This is a genomic window from Streptomyces luteireticuli (assembly GCF_041519305.1).
In the GTDB taxonomy this organism is placed as follows: domain Bacteria; phylum Actinomycetota; class Actinomycetes; order Streptomycetales; family Streptomycetaceae; genus Streptomyces; species Streptomyces luteireticuli.
This window is the reverse complement of record NZ_CP167927.1, coordinates 335665-355984: the sequence shown is the minus strand read 5'-3', so window position 1 is coordinate 355984 and position 20320 is coordinate 335665. Positions and strand designations below refer to the sequence as shown.

At 70.9% G+C, this 20320-nt stretch carries 18 protein-coding genes and 1 pseudogene; 6 read left to right on the top strand and 13 right to left on the bottom strand.

From position 1 onward, the window contains the following. Window positions 1-4: 4 nt before the first annotated feature. Genes AB8735_RS01575 through AB8735_RS01540 form a run of 8 tightly spaced genes read right to left on the bottom strand, consistent with a single transcriptional unit; the run spans window position 5 to window position 8328 of the window. A complete protein-coding gene (locus tag AB8735_RS01575; protein WP_372404586.1) occupies window positions 5-1312 on the bottom strand; it encodes an aminotransferase class III-fold pyridoxal phosphate-dependent enzyme in 1308 nt (435 codons plus the stop codon). Continuing rightward, on the bottom strand, window positions 1309-2076 hold the full coding sequence (locus AB8735_RS01570) for an SDR family NAD(P)-dependent oxidoreductase (RefSeq protein WP_372404583.1): 768 nt from the start codon (window positions 2074-2076) through the stop codon (window positions 1309-1311). The genes AB8735_RS01575 and AB8735_RS01570 overlap by 4 nt, the downstream gene beginning before the upstream one ends. Then, complete coding sequence (locus tag AB8735_RS01565) at window positions 2073-3038, bottom strand: phosphotransferase family protein (protein ID WP_372404580.1); 966 nt, start codon at window positions 3036-3038, stop codon at window positions 2073-2075. Before AB8735_RS01565 ends, AB8735_RS01570 begins: the two co-directional genes overlap by 4 nt. Further along, window positions 3035-4009 carry a hypothetical protein gene (locus AB8735_RS01560; RefSeq protein ID WP_372404579.1) on the bottom strand — a complete coding sequence of 325 codons (975 nt, stop codon included), beginning with the start codon at window positions 4007-4009 and terminating at the stop codon, window positions 3035-3037. Before AB8735_RS01560 ends, AB8735_RS01565 begins: the two co-directional genes overlap by 4 nt. Beyond that, on the bottom strand, window positions 4006-5010 hold the full coding sequence (locus tag AB8735_RS01555) for a phosphotransferase enzyme family protein (RefSeq protein ID WP_372404576.1): 1005 nt from the start codon (window positions 5008-5010) through the stop codon (window positions 4006-4008). The genes AB8735_RS01560 and AB8735_RS01555 overlap by 4 nt, the downstream gene beginning before the upstream one ends. Next, window positions 5007-5864, bottom strand: coding sequence for a sugar phosphate isomerase/epimerase family protein (locus AB8735_RS01550; RefSeq protein ID WP_372404574.1), 858 nt, complete (start codon window positions 5862-5864; stop codon window positions 5007-5009). Before AB8735_RS01550 ends, AB8735_RS01555 begins: the two co-directional genes overlap by 4 nt. Before the next feature lie 22 nt (window positions 5865-5886). Then, a complete protein-coding gene (locus AB8735_RS01545; protein ID WP_372404571.1) occupies window positions 5887-7131 on the bottom strand; it encodes a methionine adenosyltransferase in 1245 nt (414 codons plus the stop codon). An 18-nt stretch (window positions 7132-7149) separates the two neighbouring features. Further along, window positions 7150-8328 carry an inositol-3-phosphate synthase gene (locus AB8735_RS01540; RefSeq protein ID WP_372404569.1) on the bottom strand — a complete coding sequence of 393 codons (1179 nt, stop codon included), beginning with the start codon at window positions 8326-8328 and terminating at the stop codon, window positions 7150-7152. A 252-nt stretch (window positions 8329-8580) separates the two neighbouring features. Between AB8735_RS01540 and AB8735_RS01535 the strand changes: the two genes are divergently transcribed. Then, window positions 8581-9963 carry a helix-turn-helix domain-containing protein gene (locus AB8735_RS01535; protein ID WP_372404565.1) on the top strand — a complete coding sequence of 461 codons (1383 nt, stop codon included), beginning with the start codon at window positions 8581-8583 and terminating at the stop codon, window positions 9961-9963. A gap of 125 nt (window positions 9964-10088) precedes the next feature. Here the strand turns inward: AB8735_RS01535 and AB8735_RS01530 are convergent, their stop codons facing one another. From AB8735_RS01530 to AB8735_RS01520, 3 genes are read right to left on the bottom strand one after another with little or no spacing between them, the layout of a single operon-like run. Continuing rightward, a complete protein-coding gene (locus AB8735_RS01530; RefSeq protein WP_372404562.1) occupies window positions 10089-11348 on the bottom strand; it encodes a methyltransferase, FxLD system in 1260 nt (419 codons plus the stop codon). 13 nt (window positions 11349-11361) lie between these two features. Continuing rightward, window positions 11362-11838: a hypothetical protein gene (locus tag AB8735_RS01525; RefSeq protein WP_372404560.1), complete on the bottom strand. Its 477-nt coding sequence runs from the start codon at window positions 11836-11838 to the stop codon at window positions 11362-11364. Continuing rightward, window positions 11835-12533: a hypothetical protein gene (locus tag AB8735_RS01520; RefSeq protein ID WP_372404557.1), complete on the bottom strand. Its 699-nt coding sequence runs from the start codon at window positions 12531-12533 to the stop codon at window positions 11835-11837. The genes AB8735_RS01525 and AB8735_RS01520 overlap by 4 nt, the downstream gene beginning before the upstream one ends. Window positions 12534-13463: 930 nt before the next feature. On the opposite strand from AB8735_RS01520, the gene AB8735_RS01515 reads away from it, so the two are divergent. From AB8735_RS01515 to AB8735_RS01505, 3 genes are all read left to right on the top strand, one after another. Next, complete coding sequence (locus AB8735_RS01515; protein WP_372404555.1) at window positions 13464-14849, top strand: hypothetical protein; 1386 nt, start codon at window positions 13464-13466, stop codon at window positions 14847-14849. After that, window positions 14846-15682 (top strand): DUF1932 domain-containing protein, encoded by an 837-nt coding sequence (locus AB8735_RS01510; RefSeq protein ID WP_372404552.1) that lies wholly within the window; start codon window positions 14846-14848, stop codon window positions 15680-15682. The genes AB8735_RS01515 and AB8735_RS01510 overlap by 4 nt, the downstream gene beginning before the upstream one ends. A gap of 127 nt (window positions 15683-15809) precedes the next feature. Then, on the top strand, window positions 15810-16025 hold the full coding sequence (locus tag AB8735_RS01505; RefSeq protein WP_372404550.1) for a hypothetical protein: 216 nt from the start codon (window positions 15810-15812) through the stop codon (window positions 16023-16025). 44 nt (window positions 16026-16069) lie between these two features. On the opposite strand, the gene AB8735_RS01500 is transcribed toward AB8735_RS01505, so the two are convergent. Further along, window positions 16070-16507 carry a hypothetical protein gene (locus AB8735_RS01500; RefSeq protein WP_372404547.1) on the bottom strand — a complete coding sequence of 146 codons (438 nt, stop codon included), beginning with the start codon at window positions 16505-16507 and terminating at the stop codon, window positions 16070-16072. 587 nt (window positions 16508-17094) lie between these two features. On the opposite strand from AB8735_RS01500, the gene AB8735_RS01495 reads away from it, so the two are divergent. Further along, window positions 17095-17286, top strand: a complete 192-nt coding sequence (locus AB8735_RS01495) for a hypothetical protein (protein ID WP_372411964.1) — start codon at window positions 17095-17097, stop codon at window positions 17284-17286. A 212-nt stretch (window positions 17287-17498) separates the two neighbouring features. Here AB8735_RS01495 and AB8735_RS01490 read toward each other — a convergent pair. Beyond that, a pseudogene (locus tag AB8735_RS01490) lies at window positions 17499-17720 on the bottom strand (protein-L-isoaspartate(D-aspartate) O-methyltransferase); the annotation flags it as partial. Between the two features lie 807 nt (window positions 17721-18527). On the opposite strand from AB8735_RS01490, the gene AB8735_RS01485 reads away from it, so the two are divergent. Beyond that, entirely contained in the window at window positions 18528-20312 is a 1785-nt protein-coding gene (locus AB8735_RS01485) for a recombinase family protein (protein ID WP_372404544.1), read from the top strand. Window positions 20313-20320: the final 8 nt, after the last annotated feature.

Here is a 20320-nt window from a genome sequence, read left to right as displayed (position 1 = left end):
CTTGTCACAGGGGCCGGTTGGGAGCCGCGGGCGGGAGGAAGGTGCCGTCGAGGGCCTTGCGGCAGGTGTCGGCGGCGTGGCGGACGGCGCTCTCGGTCATGTGCAGGTGTTTGGCGGTGTGGGCGGCGGTGGGGTAGAAGATGCCGCGGACCAGGGCGCCGGCCCGGATCAGTTCGGCGAGGAAGAGGGTCTTGAGCTGGGGGCCGGAGATGTGGCCGGTGCCGTGGGTTTCGATGTTGAGGAAGCAGTCGTAGCCGGTGAGCCGGATATGGGTGTCGAGGTGGGCGTCGGCGAGGATGCCGCCGATGGTGGTGCGGAGTTGGGCGCCGGTGGCGTGGGCGCGGGGGATGGCATCGGTGGTGGCGAGCTGGTGGACGGTGGCCCTCATGGCGGCCAGCCCGGCCGCGTCGCTGCCGTGGGTGGTGGAGAGCAGGAGCAGCGGGGGGTTTCCGGGGCGGGGGCGGGCGTGGTCGCCGAGTTCCATGAGGGCGCGTTTGCCGGTGAGGGCGGAGACGGGCAGGCCGCCGCCGATGCTTTTGCCCCAGCAGGTGAGGTCGGGGTCGATGCCGGTGAGGGTGCGGGCGCCGCCGAGGTGGTACTTGAGGCCGGTGACGGTCTCGTCGAAGACGAGGACGGTGCCGTTGGTGGTGCACAGGGTGCGCAGGCGGGCGAAGAACACCGGGTCGGGCGGGGTGAAACGCAGGGGTTCGAGGATGACGGCGGCGAGGTGTTGGCCGTGGTCGGTGAAGAGCTGTTCGAGGGCTGGGGTGTTGTTGTAGGGGAAGTCGAGGGTGCGGGTGGCGGGTTCGGGGTGGGTGCCGCCGCGGGCGGCGGTGGTGCCGATGAACCAGTCGCCGGTGGAGAAGAAGGGGTGTTCGGCGCATTTGGCGATGTGGGTGCGGCCGGTGGCGTAGCGGGCGAGTTTGAGGGCGGCGTCGACGGCGTCGGAGCCGTTCTTGCCGAATTTGACCATGTCGTCGCCGGTGGCGACGAAGCCGAGGAAGGTCTCCGCGGCCTCCAGCTCTGCGAGGGTGGGGAGTTGGAAGGCGGTGCCGCGCTGGAGGGCCTGGGTGACGGCTTGGGTGACGGCGGGGTGGGCGTGGCCGAGGGGGCAGCAGGTCAGGCCGGCGAACCAGTCGACGTACTGGTGGCCGTCCATGTCCCAGGTCCAGGCGCCTTGGCCGTGGCTGATCAGGGGCGGGGCGGTGGCGGGCCATTGGTCGGCGGCCTTGCTGTAGGCGTGGGCGCCGGCCGGGACGAGATGGCGCAGGCGTTGAGCGGCCTCGCGGCCGCGCGGGTGCGGATCGGTCATCGCGGGTCCCTTACAGGGCGGGTGAGGTGGAGGGAGAGGCCGCCGTCCGCGGTGATCACCTGGCCGGTGAGGTAGGCGGCGCCGCCGCCGAGGAGAAAGGCGATAACGCTGGCGATGTCGGTGGGGGCGGCGAGGCGGCGGAGGGGGATGTGCTCGCACAGCATCCGGCGGGGGAAGGTGGGGTCGGCGAGGCTGCGCTCGGTCTCGACGGTGCCGGGGGCCACGGCGTTGATCCGGATCCGCGGCGCGTACGCGGCGGCCAGGGAGCGGGTGAGCATGGCCAGGGCGGCCTTGGAGGCTTCGTAGGCCGGGGAGTCGGGGCCGGTGTAGGTGGCGGCGATGGATGAGACGGTGACTGCGGCGCGCAGGGTGGGCTGGTCGGCGGCGGCGCGCAGGATCAGGAACGGGGCGGTGACGTTGGTGTGCAGCACTGCGTCGAACCGGTCGGCGGTGAGCTGGTCCAGGGGTGTGGTGTCGATGATGGCGGCGCAGTGGACGACCGTGTCCAGCCGCCCGTACCGGTCGAGGGCCTCGCCGACGAGCCGCTCGGGCACCGTCGGGTCGGTGAGATCGGCGCCGGTGAAGGCGAGGTGGTGCTGGTGGGGGTCGAGGCGGGTGGTGAGAGCGTGGGCGCGGTCGGGGTGCTGGTGGTGGGTGGCGAGGATGCGGTGGCCGTCGGTGTGCAGGCGGTGGACGACGGCGGCGCCGGTGTTGCTGCTGCCGCCGACGACCAGCGTGACCGGAGCGTCCTGCGGCCTGGTCATGAGCGGGTCCCGGTCGGGCAGTGGGTGGCCAGCCAGTCGTTGAGCAAGCGGCGGAAGCCGGTGAGCATGGTGGCGTCGGGCCAGGCGGCGCCGAAGTACGGGAAGCCGGCGAGGTATTCGATGCCCTGGTAGACGGCGAGCCGCTCGTCGAAGGCGCCGGGCAGCGGCCCGTAGCCGTCCATGAAGGGGGCACGGAGCTCGGGGTGCCGGTCGAAGACCCACATGCCGAGCTTCACGAAGTCCCAGACGGGGTCGTAGAAGGCGGCGGATTCCCAGTCGATCAGGCCGACCGCGCCGTTGGCTCCGGCGAGTTGGAGGGCGTTGGGCAGATAGAGGTCGCGGTGGGTCAGGCGCGGCGTAATGGTGCGGGGGAGGTCGCCGATGCGCTCGGCGAGGTGGTCGACGACCGTACTCAGGACGCCGGTGTCCAGCACGGCGGCCTTCTCGTTGGCGGCCGTCACACGGGACAGACGGGCGTGGCAGGCGTCGGTCCAGGAGGCGTAGGTGACGGCGCCGGAGCAGTCCTCGGCGAAGCGCGGCCCGGGGACCTGGTGCATCGCGGCGACGGCTGCGCCCAGGGCCCGGCCGAAGTGCTGCACGCCCTGCGGCCCGAGACGGGGCAGGAGCACTTCTCCGTCGACGCCGTCAAGCCAGGTCTGCACGTAGCAGGGGCGTTGGAGGGCTGCGCCGTGGTCGCTGATGGCGACGACGAGCGGGGTCGGGATGTGGGCGGCGGCTTGCTGCTGGGCGGCGACCTGGCGGTAGAGGTCCGCGAGGGCGGGGCGGCGCAGGCCGGTCTTGAGCAGGTAGCGGCCGGAGTGGGTGCGGACGGTCCAGGAGATGTGGCCCCACCCCTTTTGCAGGCGGACCAGGCGGTGTACTTGTTCGCCGGTGAGTTGGGTGAAGGCGATGCGCGCGAGCTGTTTGGCGGGGTGCTGTTCGACGAGGGCGGGCAGGGTCATCGGATGCCTCCGGGGGCCGCGGCGAGCTCGGTGAGCAGATCGGCGGAGTGGTACAGGGTGTGCAGGGTCTGGGTCAGGCGCCAGACGGGCACCGTGCGGGCGAGGCGGGCCACCGGGGCGCGGCGGGGCCGGGGGGTCGGCAGGTGGAGGTCGAGCCAGGTCTCGTAGGGGTCGGCGTCGCCGACGAGGGGGGTCAGGGCGGCGGTGGCCTCGGTGGGGGAGAGCCGGGCCAGGGCGGGGCCGGGGACGTCGTCGCGGGGTGCGTGGGCGAGGAGGACCAGGGCACCCAGCGGCACGTCGGCGGCCGTGCTCGTGCCGAGGGCGTGGGCCACGTCCTGGGGGTGCAGGCACACCGCGTCGTCGGGGCCCTCGGGTTGGGCCACGGCGGTCAGGGCGTCGGCGGCCGGCCCGAGATGCGGGAAGGTCGCGTGGCGGATCTCGACGGCCCGGGGGTAGCCGCGGGCCACGACGCCGGGGCCGGGGCGGCGGCGAAGGGAGGAGTCGTCGTTCGCCACCAGCTGGGTGCGGGCGGGGTGGCGGTCGAGGAGGGCGAGTGCGGTCGTCGTCTTCCCGGCGTGGGTCGGCCCGGCCAGGGCCAGACCGCGGCCGTCCACGCTGACGACGGCCGCGGGAACGAACGTCTCCCCCGCGGCGGCGAGCTGACGTCGCATGAGCGCACGGAGCAGCCGGATGTGCGGCCGGTTGCTGGTCGCGGGCCGGGGCGGCGCGACGACGAGCGTGCGGTGCTCGGCATCCAGGCGGACCGGGATTCCGGCCCGGCTGGGCACCGGCTTTCCGCACGCGGTGTCGTCGAGGTGGACTGCCCAGGGCCGGGCGGGGGCGCTGCTGGGCAGGAACTCGGTGGCGGTGAAGTAGGGGCGGCAGGCGTCGATCAGCGGCTTGAGGACGTCGTCACTGCCGTGGACGGCGACGCGGGCGTCGGCGCAGCGCAGCAGGTAGGCCGTGGTCATCGGGTCCTCTCGGTGGTCAGGATGCGGGTGAGGTAGGTGTGTTGGTGGCGCAGTGCGGTCAGGGCGGCGAGCGGGCGCATCAGGGCGGGGGTGAGGGGGCGTTCGGTGGTGCGCAGGGCGGCGAGGTGGTGAGGGTCGGGGAGCTGGGAGAGGAGCATCGAGGGCCACAGGGCGGCGCGTTCGATATCGGTCAGCGGTGTTGCGGTGTGCTGTTCGTAGCCGGACAGGATGGCGCGGGCGAGGTGGGGTTGGAGGCGGTAGTCGCCGCTGCCGGTGCGGGCGAGCATGAGCACGGCGGTGGCGAGGTCCCAGATGCGGGGGCGTCGTCCGATGCCGTCGAGGTCGATCAGCCCGGTGATGCCTCTGCGGTTGTGGAGGATGTTGTGGCCGTGGAAGTCGCCGTGCGTCCACGCGGTGGACGCCGAGGAGAGGCCGTGCAGCGGCTCGGCGTACCGGTCCAGCAGGCCGACGTACAGGCGGTAGGGGTTGAGGAGGCGGTGGTCGTCGCCGAGGACCTCGGCGACTGTTCTCCAGGTAGCGTTCGGGTGGGTGACCCAGGCGTGCCAGAGGCTGTCCGGGCCGACCGCGGGCACGTTCCCGAGCTTGCGCGGGAGGCGGTGCAGGGCGGCGAGCTGGGCCCCGGCCTGCTCGGCGAGGAGGGCGGTGACCGTCGTGAGGGGGCGTCCGGGCAGGTCGGTGAGCAGGACCCAGGGCCGCCCGTCGGAGTCCCGCGCCCAGGGCCGGCCGTCGGCGGTGGGCCAGGAGAGGGGGACGAGAACGTTCTTGGCGCGGGCGGCCCGCTGGAAGGCGAGCAGAAAGCGCAGCCGGGCCGGGCGGGGATCGCGCAGCGGGCAGCGCAGGACCCAGGTGCGGGTGCGGGCGCTGTTGGACAGCCGCACCAGGATGTTCGCGGTCGCGCCGCCGCCCAGGAGCTGGCCGACGCCCGCCGGTATGCCGAACTCCCTCCGGGCCAGCTCTATTGCCGCGGGCACTTCAGTCACAGGACGTCACCTTTCGGGGTGAAGAAGGGGGCGAGGCCCGGGCGGGTCAGGGCGGCGGCCGCCCAGGACAGGCGCGCGGCCGCCGCCCGCCGCGTCGAGTCGGTGCGGGGGACTTCGACGGACACCACACCCGTGTAGCCGTGGTGGTGGAGGGCGGTGAGGACGTCGGCCAGCGGCAGTCGGCCGTGGCCGGGCAGCACCCGCCGCGGCGCGGCGGGGCCGGGCTCGGGGAGGTCGGCGAGGTGGACCCAGGTGACGGTGCCAGGCGGCCAGGCGGCGAGGTCCGCGAGCGGGTCCCGGCCGGCGAGGACGAGCGCGGCGACGTCCACCAGCAGCCCCACCTCCCCCTCGTTCCGGGCCTCCTGCACGATCTGCGCGGCCTGCCCCAGCAACGCGGGGGCATGCACCTCCACGCTCACCACCAAGCCGTGGCCGGTGGCGATCCGGGCGAGCTGGGAGAGCCGGCCGGTCACCAGGCGCGCGTCGGTGGCCGGCCGGGGGACGAACACCGACAACCGCCCGCAGCCGACCCGTTCCGCGAGGTGGCACACGGTCCCCCAGCGGCGCACTGCCTCGGGCCAGGCGCCGGACGGTGCGGTGAGGTCGGCGGGGATCCCGGTGCCACAGGACAACTGCCCGACCTGTACTCCCTGTTCATCCAGGAGCCGCTTCAGCGCGCTCGTCCCGTGGCGGGCGTAGTAGTCGGCGACGGCGTGGGCGGGCACCTCCAGAACGGAGAAACCGGCCCGGCCGGCGGCCAGGATCAGGTGGTCCAGGGGCAGCCGGTACCCGGGCGTCGCCTGGTCCACCCCCGCCGTGAACATCCCCCCGGCCAGGGCTGGTTGTCCCCTCATGCCCGCCCCTCTCCTGGTGGTGTCAGTACATCGGGTAGGCGTCGGCGAGGATGTCCTCGACGGTCTGCGGCAGCGTGGCGAGCGCCTGGTCGACCAGCGGCGCCACCGCCTCCATCCCCGGGGCGGGCGCGCCGTCTGCGGCCGGTTCGGTGCGGACGACCGCGGCCCACGGGTCGGCGAGTTCCCGGCCGCTCTGCCCCACCAGCAGCACCTCGGCGCCGTGCCCGAACTCCCGGTGGACCGCACGCGCGGCCAGGTCCGCCGCGACGCAGTAGACCTTGCCCGTGTGGTAGACGGGGTTCTTGCCGGAGATACCTTCCATCGTGAACGGACGCATCGCCGAGATCAGGCCGCCGTAGCGATTGCCGCGACCGACCAGCCCCTCGTCGCCGGTCTCGATCGACGACCCGGTGTGCGTCAGGTAGAGCTCGGGACGCCGGTCGTCGTCCCGGGTGTTCAGCCAGAACTCCACCTGAAGGTCCGGGTAGTGCTCGGCGGCATGTTGCTCCAGCACCGCCCGGGCCGCCTTCCGGTTGGCCACATAGGTCTCGATGTCCGGGACGTGGGCGGCGAGCTGCGGCACCGCGCACGTGACGCGCACGCGCGATCCGGCGCGGTGGGCCATGACCTTGATGTCGCTGCCAAGCCACGCCGGCCGCACCTCACCGGCCAGCACCTGCTCGACGTCCAGGACGAGCTGCTCGGTCGGGGTGGGCGGCCAGAACGCCGTCCCGGAGGAGGTGTCGTTGCAGGCGAGCCGCTTCACCTCCGGCAGGTCGTCCAGCGACTGCGGTGCGAACCACCGGCTGCGCACGTTCGTGCCGTTCTTGGCGCCGATGCCGCCGGGGCTGTCGCCCTGGCTGACCTCGTAGAGCAGCCGCAGGTCCCGCTCCGCATCCAGCATGGGAAAGCGCTCGGCGAAGAACCGGTGCGTCGCCTCGGTGAGCAGCTGGCGGACGGGGATCGCCGTGCCGGCGAAGGAGCCGGACGCCCTCCCGCACAGCACAACGCGCACCGGGGAGAGCATGCGGCCGCCGCCGAAGCCCACCTGCACGCGGCCGCCGAGGATGCCGGTCTTGTCGAACTGGTGGTGCAGGACCGCGCCGAAGCGCAGGAGGGTGTAGCGGGAGTAGACGGCCGACAGGTGCTCGGCCAGCGCGTCCGCCAGGGTGTCGGGGTGGCCCACGCCTTTGCGCTCGACGAGCTCGAACGGCTCGTCCGCACGCCGGACCGGCGCGGCCACATACGTCAGATTGCTGCGTTCCATCACAAGTCTCCTCGCGGGTCAGGCAGCCGGGGCCGCATCGGGGGACAGAGCGGCGGCGAAGGCGCACAGCCGCTCCCACTGGGTGGCCAGGTCATGGGCCAGCCGGTGGCCGTGCGGGTCCTTGAAGAAGAAACCGAGGTCCTCCAGGACGCCGTAGTGGCCGGTCTGGTGGGCGCGGGCGGTCAACCGCGCCAGGTCGAGGACCAGCGGGGCGGCCAGGACCGAGTCGAGGCCGGACCAGGTGAACTCCATCCGCATCCGCCCGCCCAGGAACCCCGAGAAGGTGATGAGGTTCCAGGCGGTCTTCGCGTCCCCGAGGGTCGGCACGTTGTCGATGCGGACCTGCCCGTCGGGCTGGTAGCCGAGGATCGCCTGCAACGTCCCGCTCTTGCTGGCGGTCTTCGCGGCGTTCGCCCCCGGCTCGGCCAGCGTCGCGCCGTCCCCGCCGCCGAGCAGGTTCACCGACGACCACGACTCCACCCGCAGACTCCGCCGGGCGAACATCGGCGCGAGCACCGCCTTGACCAGCGTCTCCCCGGTCTTGCCGTCCCGGCCCGCGTACGGCACCCGCTCCCGCACCGCCAGCTGGTCCAGCGCCGGTAACCGCGCCCCCGTCGACGGAGTGAAATCGACGTAGGAGCAGCCCGCCGTCATCGCCGCCCACGCATACACCGAGCTCGGCGGCACCACCGCCTCCTCGCCCGCCGCCAACGCCAGATCGAGCGCGCCGATATCGCGGTGCGCCGGGTGCTCGGCGGCGGCCGGCTCGGTGGAGGCGACGTGCACGACCACCACCCGCTCCAGGGCTTCCCGCTCGGCGAACTCGGTCAGGTCCGCGACGATCTGCTCGGCGTCCTGCCCGGGACGTCCGCTGGCCGGGGCCGGCCGCAGACGGCTCTCCGCCTCCTCCAGCTCCTCGGCCAGCATCCGCGGGTACTGCGCCGGGAGGACCCCCGCTTCGGCCAGCTCGCTGGCCTTGACCGGCCACGGCAGCTTCGCGGTGTCGTGGCCGCCGAAGACCAGGTCCTCAACCCGCGGAAGACCGGCCGTGGCGAACGGCTGCTGGGCCGTCACCATGCCGTCGGTGCCGGCCAGCCCCGCACGGATCGCCAGCGCACCGACCACCGTCGTCGTCGCCACCGACCCGCGCGCACCGACCAGCCACACCCCCGTACGCCCCTGCTCCATCTCCTTCATCGGTTCTCCTTCCACCAGGGACCCCGCACGGGGGTCCCGGTCCGGTTCGCGCTCAAGAACCCGCTGGCCCACCGGGACCACCCCTGGGGTGGCGGGCCTGAAACGGGAGTCTGCGCGGGCCGTCGGCCTGCGGGCCACCGACCGGAGCGATTGCTCAAGTGCCTTGCAGAACCTGCAAGTTCGGGTCACGTGCTCTGGATTGGCTGGTGGGCTGCGGCTACCGTGGACCCGTCCTCGGGACAGGGAGAGACGATGGCGCTGCACGCCGCGCGAGCCCAGCACCTCACGCCCGCGCGCGCGGCGGGAGCCCTGATCCGCGCCGGTCGCGACCGTCGCGACCCGCCGATGACCCAGGCCGACCTCGGCGCGCTCGTCGGCTACTCCGCGTCCTGGGTCTGCCGTGTCGAGAAGGGCGATCTGGTCCCGGGCTGGAACAGCCTGATTCGCATCGCAGAGGCCCTGGGCATCCCGCCCGACGATCTGATCAGCGCCGCTCACCCCCCGGGGCGAGACCAGCCACTGGATGGGCAAACCCTGCGTGCGGTGGTCCTCGCGGCGGCTACGGTGACCGCTGAGGACGTCGAGGGCCAGGAGGAGAGCGTGCGCCGCAGGAAGTTCCTTTTCGGAGCCGCGGGCATCGGCGCGGCCGTCGTCACCAGCTCCCCGGCCGCCGCAGCCCCCGGCGGCCGCCCCATCGCGGATCCGGCCGTCGTGCTGGAGACGGCGCTGTTCAACCCGCCCTCCGGCCGTCCGGTCTCCGTGCCCCGCCTGGCCCGTGCCCTGCACACCGCCCGAGGCCGCTTCGAACAGGCCCACTACGCGGACCTGGCGCAGACCCTGCCCGCTCTCCTGGCCGCGGCCGACGCCACCACCGCCTACCTGACCGGCCATCACCGCGAACTCGCGAGCGCGACGACCTCCGGGGTCTACGCCCTGGCCTGCGAACTCGCCGCCAAGGTGCGGTCGGAAACGGCCTGGGTCGCCGCCGACCGGGCCCGCGCTGCCGCCCTCGCCTCCGGACAGGCCGCCCCGCAGGCAGAAGCCGCCCGCGCCCTGTCCATCGCGATGCGCCACGCCGGCCTCCACCAGGCCGCCCTCGACCAGCTCACCCGCACCGGGACCTCCCTCGGTGACACCGGCGACCCCCATACCCGCGCTGTTGGCGCCTCGTTGCAGCTCACCACCGCCTACCAGGCCGCTCTCACCGGCAACCGGTCGCTGGCCACCGCCCTGCTCGACGAAGCCGAACAGACCGCCGCCCGCAGCGAGCCCGGCGCCGGGCAGCGGCTCACCACCCTCCAGGCCACCCCCGCGCAGTGCACCGCCATGCGCATCAGCGTCTGCAACGCCCTCGGCACCCCGGACGACGCCGTCGACCACGCCCGCCGCATCACTCCGGCCGACTTCCCCACCGTCGAACGCCGCGCCCGCCTTCTCACCGACGTCGCCCGCATGTGGCACCAGCTCGGCGACCATCAGCGCACCTGGGCCGCCCTGCGGGCACTGGAGCACCACGCCTCCGAAGAAGCGTCCCGCCCGCCGGTTCGCGCGCTGACCGTCGACCTGCTGTACGCCCCCGTCCCGCTCCCCGGCCTGAAGGAATTCGCGGCCCGTACCCACGCTGTGCACGGCTGACCTCCTGATATCCGAGGACTGCTCACCGACTCCTGCCACCGGGCCGGGAGAACGAGATGAGGAAGAGGGGCCGGGTTCACCGGCCGGGGCAGGTCACGGGCACCCGAGACGGCAACGCCTCGCGATCAACCGCCCTGCGGGCAGCGCGCTGCCGGGGACCAGGAAAGGACGACCGTGGAGTGGACCTTCTCGATGACCTGCCCGGCCGGCATCCGGTCCTCGGGCGTATCGGCCGGGACGATCGTGATCCGGGGAGCGGTATGCCGGAGCTCGTTCCAGGCGCGGACACAGCTGGCCATCAGCCCGGTGACCTCCTGGCGCTCGGGCCCGAACCCCTGAACCCCGAACTCGAAGCTCTCCGCGCTCTCCGCGGCGGGCCGCATCACGAGCCCGGCGAAACTCGCGCCGACCAGGACCGCGGGGACGGGGAGTTCCTCTGGACCGTGGTCGTCGACGCCCGGCGCGGCCGTCATCGTGCAGAAACCCGGCAAATGGGCCGCCAGGTACAGCAGCAGAGGGACGACGGATTCGGGCGGCACCATGTGCACACCGGTCCATATCTCGGCGCGCTCCGCCGAGGGAGCCCGGCCCAGCCGGTGCAGCTTCTGCGGCTGAAGAGGGCCCTCGTCGTCGAAGCGGAACGCCAGATCCCCTACCCCCACGAAGACCGGCCCGTGCGCGGCCGCGCTGTCGGGGAAGGCGTAGTCGCAGTGCTGGACCGACGTGCTGACCAGGCGGTCGCCCGCCCGGTCGAAGGCGATGGCCAGGGTCAGTCCCTTGATCTGCAAGGGCAGGACCAGCCGGCCGTCCGCCGCCAGCCACCGGCCCCACTCGGGCGGGACCTCCCAGACCGACTCGTTGATGAGGAGCACATCCAGCGGCTCAAGGCCGGGAACCGGGCCCTCGGTTCCGGCATGGACCACCCGGACGTCGTCGTAACCGGCCTCGGTGAGCAGCCGGTTGACCCGGTCCGTGCCGCCGGGGGCGGCGATCGACACGACCTCACCCCGCGGGCCCACCAGCTCCCGTGCCAGCGCGGCCGCGTAGCCGCCCGAGCCGCACTCCCCGACCCGCGCCCGCGGGGCGATCCCCGCCTCCTCCAGCAACATGATCTGGATGCTCAAGGGCGCCAGCGTCCCCCCGTGCTCCGCCGCCGCGACCGGCACCGCCACATAGGGGTCGTACACCTCCTCCACAAGCGTCTCAGACGCGAACCGGTGCCGCGGCACCGCCCGCACCGCCCGCTCGACCGCATCGCTCCGGATCGTCTCGCCGAGGCGCAGGAGGTCCACCACGTCATCGAGCAGCGCCTCGGCCCACGCCTCGTCACGGGATCCCGCCGGCGAGGGACTGTCGTCCGCGGAAGCGGCTGCGTCATCCGTCATGGCACGGTTCTCCTTACTGATGGGCACTGTGGGCGTCGAGGCGCTCGACGAGGACGGACAGGGCGGTGCGCAGCATCAGCTCGGGCGTGAACCGGGCCTTGGCGGTGCGGGGGTTGACCAGCCAGCGCAGGCCCGCCGGGCCGGTGGCGGTGGACTGCGGGGCGGGCACCGTGACGAACGTGCCGGGCCCGCAGAAGCGGGCGATCGAGGGCCACGCCTCGGCGCTGGTCCGCGCGGGGAGCACGACGTACGCCTGATCGTGGTCGGCGAAGACCGGGCCCGGACGCGGCCCGATCTCCTCCAGCGCCTCGCGGGCGTGATGCTCGGCCAGACGCACCGCGCAGAAGGCGATGCCCGTCGGCAAGGGCCGCGGCAGACCGCAGAACCAGAACGGGGCGTAGAGCGCGCACCCCTTGCCCGACGAGTGCGCCGTCCCGCTGCACGTGCACAGTGGCCTTGTCGGGCACTGGGTCCGGACCGTGGTCGTCATGCCGGCGACACCTCCCGCAGGATGGCGTCGTACTCGTCACCGATCACGGGCGAGATGCCGTGCAACTCCGCGAAGAGCTGCCCGGCCAGGGTCCAGCGCGCCCGCGGATCGGTGTAGTTGACGTACTGCTTCTCGCCGTCGGGAACGAGGAAGTGGCGGCCCGCCCGCAGCAGATCCGCGTAGTATCGGTAGACCTGCCCGTGCACACCGGCCACCACCGGCTCCTTGACCCGCACCAGGACGTGCCCGCGGCGCAGGGTCGGGCACAGGCCGATCGCCACCCCGACATGGCGGCGGCACACCGGCGGATGCGTGGTGCGTTCCTCCTCCGCGGGAACCGGCGACGCGAGCCCTTCGGTATCCAGCAGCCACAGCAGACCCTGCTCGGTCTCGTCGGCCCGCCCGGCGCAGACCTGGCACAGCAGGCTGCCCATGCAGCGACGCTGGCGCTGGGGGTGGATACGGCGGTAGTCGGGCCTGCCCCGGCCCGGCATGATCCCGCAGGCGCTCCACAGCACCCGGTTGATGTCCCGGTCGTACAGCGACTCCTTGCCGAATCCGATTCCCCAGGGCACTCCCCAGACGCGCGCGAGGACCAGCGGCGCCTGCACCGGTGTCTCGTACTCCCACGCGGTGATGTACGGGGTGCGGGCCAGCAGAGCCTGTGAAGCGGGGGCCAGGAGTGTCGGGGTCACGGGAGACGACGTCCTTCGGCTTCGACGACAAAAGGGGACGAGGAGACCGCCGGGAGGGCAGCGGACAGCGGGGTGGTGGGGCGCGGGGCCGTTAAGTCCGCGCCCCCACCCGGGGGTTCGCCCTTCCGCGAGGGCGGTGGCATGTCCCGGCTGGTGCACCAGCCGGGACATGGGCGGTTGCGGGCGCGCGGACTCCGACCCGAGTACGACGCGCCGACAATCAGCTGGCGGGGGTGCCCACGGCGGGGGATCGCCCGTGGGCACCCCTGCGGCCGGCCTTCCCGCCCCTTCTAGCCGGGGTTGGAAGAGGCGGGCGCTCCGTCTCCGAGGTCGCCGCGGCCGGAGGTCGCGGACCCCCGTACCGCAACAGCTCCGCGGGGGAGAAGGAGACCGGCCTGACGGCCACGCGGCGGGGGGATCCGCGCGCGGCCGTCAGCTCTAAACGGCGGGCGGGCGCTGCTGTCCGGCGGCCGCGCCGCCTGAAGGCGTTGGCCAACACACTGCGCGGACGAACCGCGGGGTCCTGACGGCCCGGCCGGGACGGCGCACCGGGCAGGGTCCGCGACGGGGCGGAGAGGCTGGCGCGGGGCGCCCGACGGGGAAGCGGTGCGGACGTGGCCGGATCCGGGCTCATGGGTCTCGCCTCCGGGGAAGTGGAGCAAGTGGGATGGCTGACCGCCGCGGGACACCAGGCGACGGCCAGCTCAGGGGGTACGCACCGTGACACCCCGTGAGGTGTCGGTGACGCGGGCTTAGCCTGAACCACGGCGACCGACATCTCTACCGTCATCCCGCCGACACCTTCCGTCATCCTCCGTCACCTTGACGCCATTTCGCAGGTAGACCTCCCCAACGCTCTCGGAGACGGCGTATCAAGGGCAGACGAGCACGCACCTCGGGCTTCAGCCCGCCGACACAACGGAGCAGCGCATGAGCGGGAGTTCTCGCGGCAAGACGGTGTTCCAGCTTCTCCTCAAGGAGAAGAAGCTGACCGCGTACAGATCCTTCGCGGCCCGCTATGCGGCGTCTGCGGCGGCACTTGCGGCCGGGTCGGGCCGGCGCAGTGGCCTGCGGGATGCCACGGTGAGTGAGCGGCAGTTCGACCGCTGGGTCGGTGGAAAGGTCAAGCGCCCCAACACCGATGCCCGTCTCATCCTGGAGCACATGTTCCAGATCCCTGCCGAGCGACTCTTCGAGCCCCTTACGGAGGGTGGTGGCAGCTCACCTCCCCAAGCTGCTGTCGCACAATGCGAAGTGAGGAGGGAACAGCCTCTCCACGACATCGAGGAGGTGGTGATGTCCGCCGCAGAAGACAGCGCCCGCTTCGCGGCCAGCGCTGAGTCCACCAACGTCGGCCCCACCGCTCTGGCGCAGTACAAGGCGGATGTGCGACGCATCGTGGCGACCTATCCGAGCAAGCCGATCGAGGCGTCGCTGATCGAGGCGAGGACAAAATGCGCTGAGGTGTTCGACATCCTCGACGGCCGACAGCTACCCGCGTACCGCAAGGACCTTCACCTCATCGCCGGTCAGCTGTGCGCCATCCTGGCCAACGCCAGCTTCGACCTCGGGTACTACCCGGCCGCCGAGACCCAGGCCCGCACCGCCTCCCTCTGCGCCGAGCTGGGAGGGGACGAGGGGCTGAGAGCCTGGGTCTGCGGGCTGCAAGCCCTCATTGCCTACTGGGATGGCCGCCCGCTCGACGCCATCGAACTGGCCGACTCCGGGAAGAAGTTCATCCCGGAGCACGGCACCGCGCACATCCGTCTCGCAAGCATCAAGGCACGGGCCTACGGCATGATGAGCAACGCCACCAAGGCCCTGGAAGCCATCCATGACGCCGGTGAACTGCGTGAGGCGCTGTCGGACGACACCGACAACCCCGGTGGCATGATGGCCTTCCCCCTGGCAAAAGAGCGCTTCTATGCCAGCACCACCCACCTCTGGCTCGGCCGGAACGGCAACCTCCGCCAAGCGGAGACCTTCGCCGAAGAAGCCGTGGCCCTCTTCGAAGACGCCCCGCCGGCCCAGCGAAGGCTCGGCGAACTCTCCCTCGCCCGCATGGACCTCGCCGCCGCCCGCCTCCTCCGGAACGAAGTCGAAGGAGCCGTCGAACAAGTCCACACCGTCCTGGCCATCGCCCACCGTCGCCCGACCGAAAGCGTCGCCCGCCGCCTGGAACAGTTCACCCGCCGCCTGGCCCTCCACCCCGCAGCGACCACACCCCTCGCCCTCGGTCTCACCGACGCCGTACGATCACACAGCGCATCCCACCGAGCCCGCGCGGCCCTCCTCCCGCCCGGAGAACACGCATGACCACGATCACCCTCGTCCACCCCGGCTCGATGGGCGCCGCCGTCGGCGCCCATGCCGCGCGCTCCGGCGCGCGCGTGCTGTGGCTCCCCGCCGGCCGGAGCGCGGAGACCCGCGAACGGGCCCGCCAGGCCGGATTCGAGCCCGTCGACTCCCTCTGCCAGGCGCTCGCCGTCAGCGACATCGTTCTCTCGATCTGCCCACCCCAGTACGCGGAGGACGTGGCCGAGGACATCACGGCCCACGCCTTCGACGGGGTGTTCGTCGACGCCAACGCCATCAGCCCCGAGCGCATGAGCCGTATCGCCGCCCTGGTGACGGCACGCTGCCCCGGCAGCCAGGTGGTGGACGGATCGATCTTCGGCCCGCCTCCGGTGAACGGGAAGCGGATCCGGCTGTACGTCGCCGGTCAGGACACGTCGGCCGTCGAGCGAGTGTTCAAGGGCACCGATGTCATCGTCCAGCCCATGGCCGCCCCGCTAGGCTCCGCCTCCGCCTTGAAGATGGCCTTCGCCAGCTACCAGAAGGCCGCCCGCACCCTTGCCGCGGTCGCCCACAGCCTCGCCCACGAACACGGCGTCGGCGACCTCCTCACCAAGGAGGCACACATTATGGCCTCGGACATCCTCTCCAACCCGGACTACCTCCCCAGCGTCGCCGCCCGCGCCTGGCGATGGCGACCCGAGATGCACGAAGTTGCCGACGCCCTTCGCTCCGCCGCGCTCCCGACCGATCTCGCCGAGGCAACTGCCAAGGTCATGAAACGGTGGGAGGCGGACAAGGACGACCTCGACCTGCCACTCGCAGAAATCCTTGCCCATCTCAAGGACGGGTGAGCTCACCCGCCGTGTTGAGTCGACGCCGAAGAACACAGCGCGCGCCGCACGGACAGGTACGCGACCCCACGGGATCTAGGTAGCGATGCTCATGTGCAGGCGGCGGGTGCTCGCTTACCTTCTCCCGGTGCCTACGAACTCAACGCTGCCGCCCGCTTCTACCGACAGGGGTGGCTGGTGCTGTCTGCTGCTGAGCGCCTTGCCCGCCGCGGGGATCCTGGCCTGGATCCTGGCTGCTTCCTCCATCCTGCCGGAGGAGGTGTTCTGGTTTCCGATCTGGCTGGGAGCCGTGGTGTGGAACGGCACGGACGGCCAGGGCGGCATCAGCCATTGGCTCGGCTGACGGGGGGCCGCCGGGCGCTCGGCGGGCCGGTTTACCTCTGCTGGTCACCCGGCGAGGGGCAGCCGGTGGGGGCCGGTATCGGGGTCCTTGTGCCAGGTGAACTGCCCGTCGGGCAGGACGGTCATGCCGAAGTCGTACAGCGACGGCTCGCGCTCCCGTGTCCAGTGGGCGAGGACGCGATTCGCTTCGTCGGCCAGGCGGCGCGGGCCACCCTGGCAGGTGTGGGCCACGCCGTCTCCGACTGGAGTGAGGGTGGCCCAGGAGGAACGGCCGTCGTGGAGGAAGCCGGTGACAAGTCCGTCGTCGCCGGTCCGGGTGAAGGCCTCGACGTCGGGTAGGCAGACGCGCAGGACGAACAGGGCGTTGCCGTCCTCCAGCTGGCCGGGGAGGAAGGTGAGGGCGCGTTGGTTGTCCGCGGGCCGGTCGCCGTGGACCTGTCGCCAGCTGCGGCGGTTTTCGGTGGTGGTGGTGCGGCTGGGCATGAATGCGGCCAGGCCCTGCATCCACCCGGTCGCCGAGTTGCCGTCGGCGGCGACGGTCAGGGCGACGTGCCCGAGACGGCCCCAGGGGGTGACGATCCGTCCGCCCGGACGGGTCCGCCGACCTCATCACCCCCTACACCACCCCGATCACCGAACTCTTCGGCCCCGCCCCCCCGCACGGACGCTTCGTAACCACGGCGCCGACGCGGCAGGACCGCACCGCCTGGCTCCTCAGCTCCATCCGCCAGGAAGCCCGGAGGATGGAGCACGACTACCCCGGCACGAAGACCTGGGCGCACCGGACCACGCACCACCTTGTGTTCGCCCACGGCCGGCGCTTCACCCTCGCACCGCCCCCACCGGGGCTCCGGAAAATGCCCGGCAAGGCGTGCTACGCCAACGCCGCCCACTACGCCCTGACCCACCATCAGGAAAGAGCCGGGCCACGGTGCACCCGAGGAGGGTGGTCCACACGTAGACCAGGCCGCGGCGGGCGCGTCGTCGGCGGTCGGTGGTCTACACATAGACCAGGACCCGACCGAGTTGGTGCCGTCGGCGGCTGGTCTAGGTGTGGACCACCCGCCGACATGGAGGAGGCGGTGGCCGGCGTGCTCGCCGCGCGGGCCGCCGAGACGCGACGGGCCGAGCTGGTCGGGGTCGCGCTGCGGGCGGAGGACGGCCCAGGCAAGCGCCGCGGGCTCGCGAAGCGGGCCGCCCCGGCGATGTCGCGGACCCTGGTGCTGCGCGCCCTCAACGCGGGCGAGGAGAACACGTCGTGACGGGTCGGCGCGCGGTCATAGGCCAGGGGTGTCCGACGTCGGCGAGGGCCTGGGCGGGGATGCCGTCGCGGAGCAGCGGGAGGAAGCGTTTGTGGTCGTCGAGCAGTCCGCGGCCGTTGACGGGCCACATCCGGTGGTCGGCGATCGGTACCCCGATGATACGGCGTCCCCGGCGGGTGCCCTTGGAAGCCGCCCCCACAGACCGCCGTGACCCCGCCGAGGCTCTGCCGCTCCAGGGCCGCGCGGGCGGCATCGGCGAGGGCGCGGTCTACCTCGATCGTGGTCACCGCCTCGGCGCCGAGGCGGCGGGCGAGGAGACCAGCGTTCCAGCCTGTGCCCGTCCCGACTGCGAGGACGCGCTGTCCGGGCTGCGCGTCGAGGTCGGTGAGCGTCCCGGCGACGGCAGACGGAGCGGACGCCGACGATGATGCCACCTGCCCCTGCTCCAGGCCCTGGTGATAGGCCAGCGGGAATTCGCCCACAGCAGACGAGAATTGGGCGCAAAAGACTGGAACCTGCTCTGGAGGTATGTCAACGTACAGCACCTCGGAAATAGTAGGGCTGGCAAACGGACCTGTCAGGATTATTTGGCGAGGAGCCCACTTCCATTGATTTATGCGCCTAAGCTGTCCGGCTGGCTACTGCCCCCTTGGGCGCACTATCGCCGCAAGGATGTTGCGCATCTGTGAGGCACGGCGGCTTATGAAACGGCTGCTCTCAATCCGCTATAGGTCAGCTTTGCGGCTGATAGTCAGACAAGCGTTGCTTGGTTGGAGCATGAGCGCAACATAGACCACGATCGCCGGTTTACCAAACCGGAGATTGTGGCAACCATGGAAGAGTTCGCAATCGGCTGCGCTTGGCGGTGGAGCTGTAGCGGATGCAGTGCTTTGGTTGTGTCGCTTTGACGGGATACCCAATCGGTAAGAGAGGAAGTGGGCGATGTGATTCGTTATCAGTCCCCAAATGATTACATAAATCCAGTTGAAGGTGAGGTTGGAGGCTATCTCGGTCAGCGTGCCCCTCGGGGTAGGGCTAGATCGTCCAGGGTCGGTCTGACGCTGGTTGTTCAAAGGGGTTCCGAAGGTGGTATTGAGGTTCGTTGTACTGCGTCCGGAACGGCTGAACTGCAGTATGCAGTGGAGGCGGTTTGCAGAGTAGGGGAAGAGACCTTGCAGAGCCTGGTTGGTCGGATGCTTACTGGTTCACACTAGTGATGGCCAAGTGGCCGGGAGCGGTGGATGCACGAGTCCGAGGAGATGTTTATCAAAACAAGGCGATTGAAAGGTGAGGCAGGTTTGGCGGTAGTTGGTGCTGGAACAGTAGGGCGGGCGCTGGGTGTTATCCGTCTGTCGGTTGGAAGTGTCGGTCAGACGGGTGATGATACCCAGCGTCGACGCATACGAAAGAGGATAGACGCAGACGAGTTGGAGCTGGTGGGCTGGGCTGAGGATATCGACGTATCGGCTTCGTTGTCCCCATGGCTGCGTCCCCAGCTCGGTGATTGGCTCAACAACCTACTGGACGATTTCGACGTGTTGTACGTCTACAAAATCGACCGGATCGCTCGATCGGTAAAGGACCTTTGTGCCTTGCTCGATTGGTGCGATGAACACGGGAAGTCTCTCGTGTCGATTGAAGAAGGGTTCGATCTTTCGACCTCCTGGGGTCGCACTATCGCCAAGATCCTGGCTGTCCTCGCCGAGGCGGAGCTGGAAGCGATCAGGGCTCGTGTGCGTGCCTCTCGTGAGGCGTTGCGTGCGGCTGGTCGATGGCCTGGTGGCTTGGTCCCGTTCGGCCGTGTAGCCGTCAAGGACGGAGACGGCTACACCCTGCGTCTCGATCCTGTCTATGGGTCGGTTCTGATGGAAATGATCCGTCTGTTCATGTCGGTGAGGTCGTACGGTGTTGTTGCCGACTGGCTTAATACGGGAGGCATTCCCACAACTCAAGACATCGCCCGTATCCGCGCGGGGCGTGGTGAGGGCAACACGCGCTTGGAGGGTGACAAGGCGAAGCCGCGGGGTGCGAAGTGGATGGCGTCGGCTGTGAAGGCCATTCTGACGTCGAGATCGGTGCTCGGTGAATGTGTGCGTTCGGACGGGACGGTGGTCCGCCATACCGATGGTTCTCCCGTGCTGATGGGGGAGCCCGTCCTCACTGACATCGAGTGGCTCCAGCTGCAGGAGGTCGTCCAGCAGGTCCAAGTGACACAAAGCCCTCGGCGCCCAAGTCCTGTGCGTGGCTTCTTGTTTTGCGATGGCCCGGGGGTCGAAGTGGCTTCTCATGCCCTCTTCTGGACGAAGGGGGGAGACGGTACGGCTCGAACTCGTAGCAAGACAGCCCGTATCCGATGCTCGGGGCGTCCTGCGAGGGGGCTCAAACCTTGTTCGGGCCATTCGTGGCCGGCCGATGAGGTGTACGGGCTTATCGAGGCCGCCTTCAAGTTCCAGGTGGGGCATGTCACGGTCAGGGAGCGACGTACTGTCGCAGACGATTCCAGGGCGGCACAGGTGGCTCTCCTGGACGGGCGGATGTCGCAGCTCGAATCGGAGTTCAAGGTCGGGCGCATCTCGGCCGCCGTGTATGCGGCGCATCTGGGAGAAGTGGCAGCTGAGCGCGAAGAGTTGACGAGCCAACCTGCAGCCCGACCGCTCGAGAAGTGGATCACTGTGCAACGTCATAGGGATGGTTGTCGCGGTGGACCTTGCACCTGCCCTGCCTTGACCTATGCCGACTGGTGGGATGCCTCCACTCCGGAGGAACGCCGAGAGAAGCTGTTGCTCTGGGGAGTCAAGGTGTACGCCGGAACCGGGGGAGTGCGGTTCGAGTATGGCGACAACTTCCCGACAACGGTACGGGTGACGGAGCTGCGATTCGATGGGTCGCACGCCCGACCGGGGCGCAATGCCGTGTCGATCGTCCTGGACCTCGAGGCGCGGGTGGCCGAGCTGATGACGCATACGGGGCAGGTGACAACGCTCCCTCTCCCTTTGGGGACTCAGGCGATAGCACTCGCTGCGTGAGCAGCGAT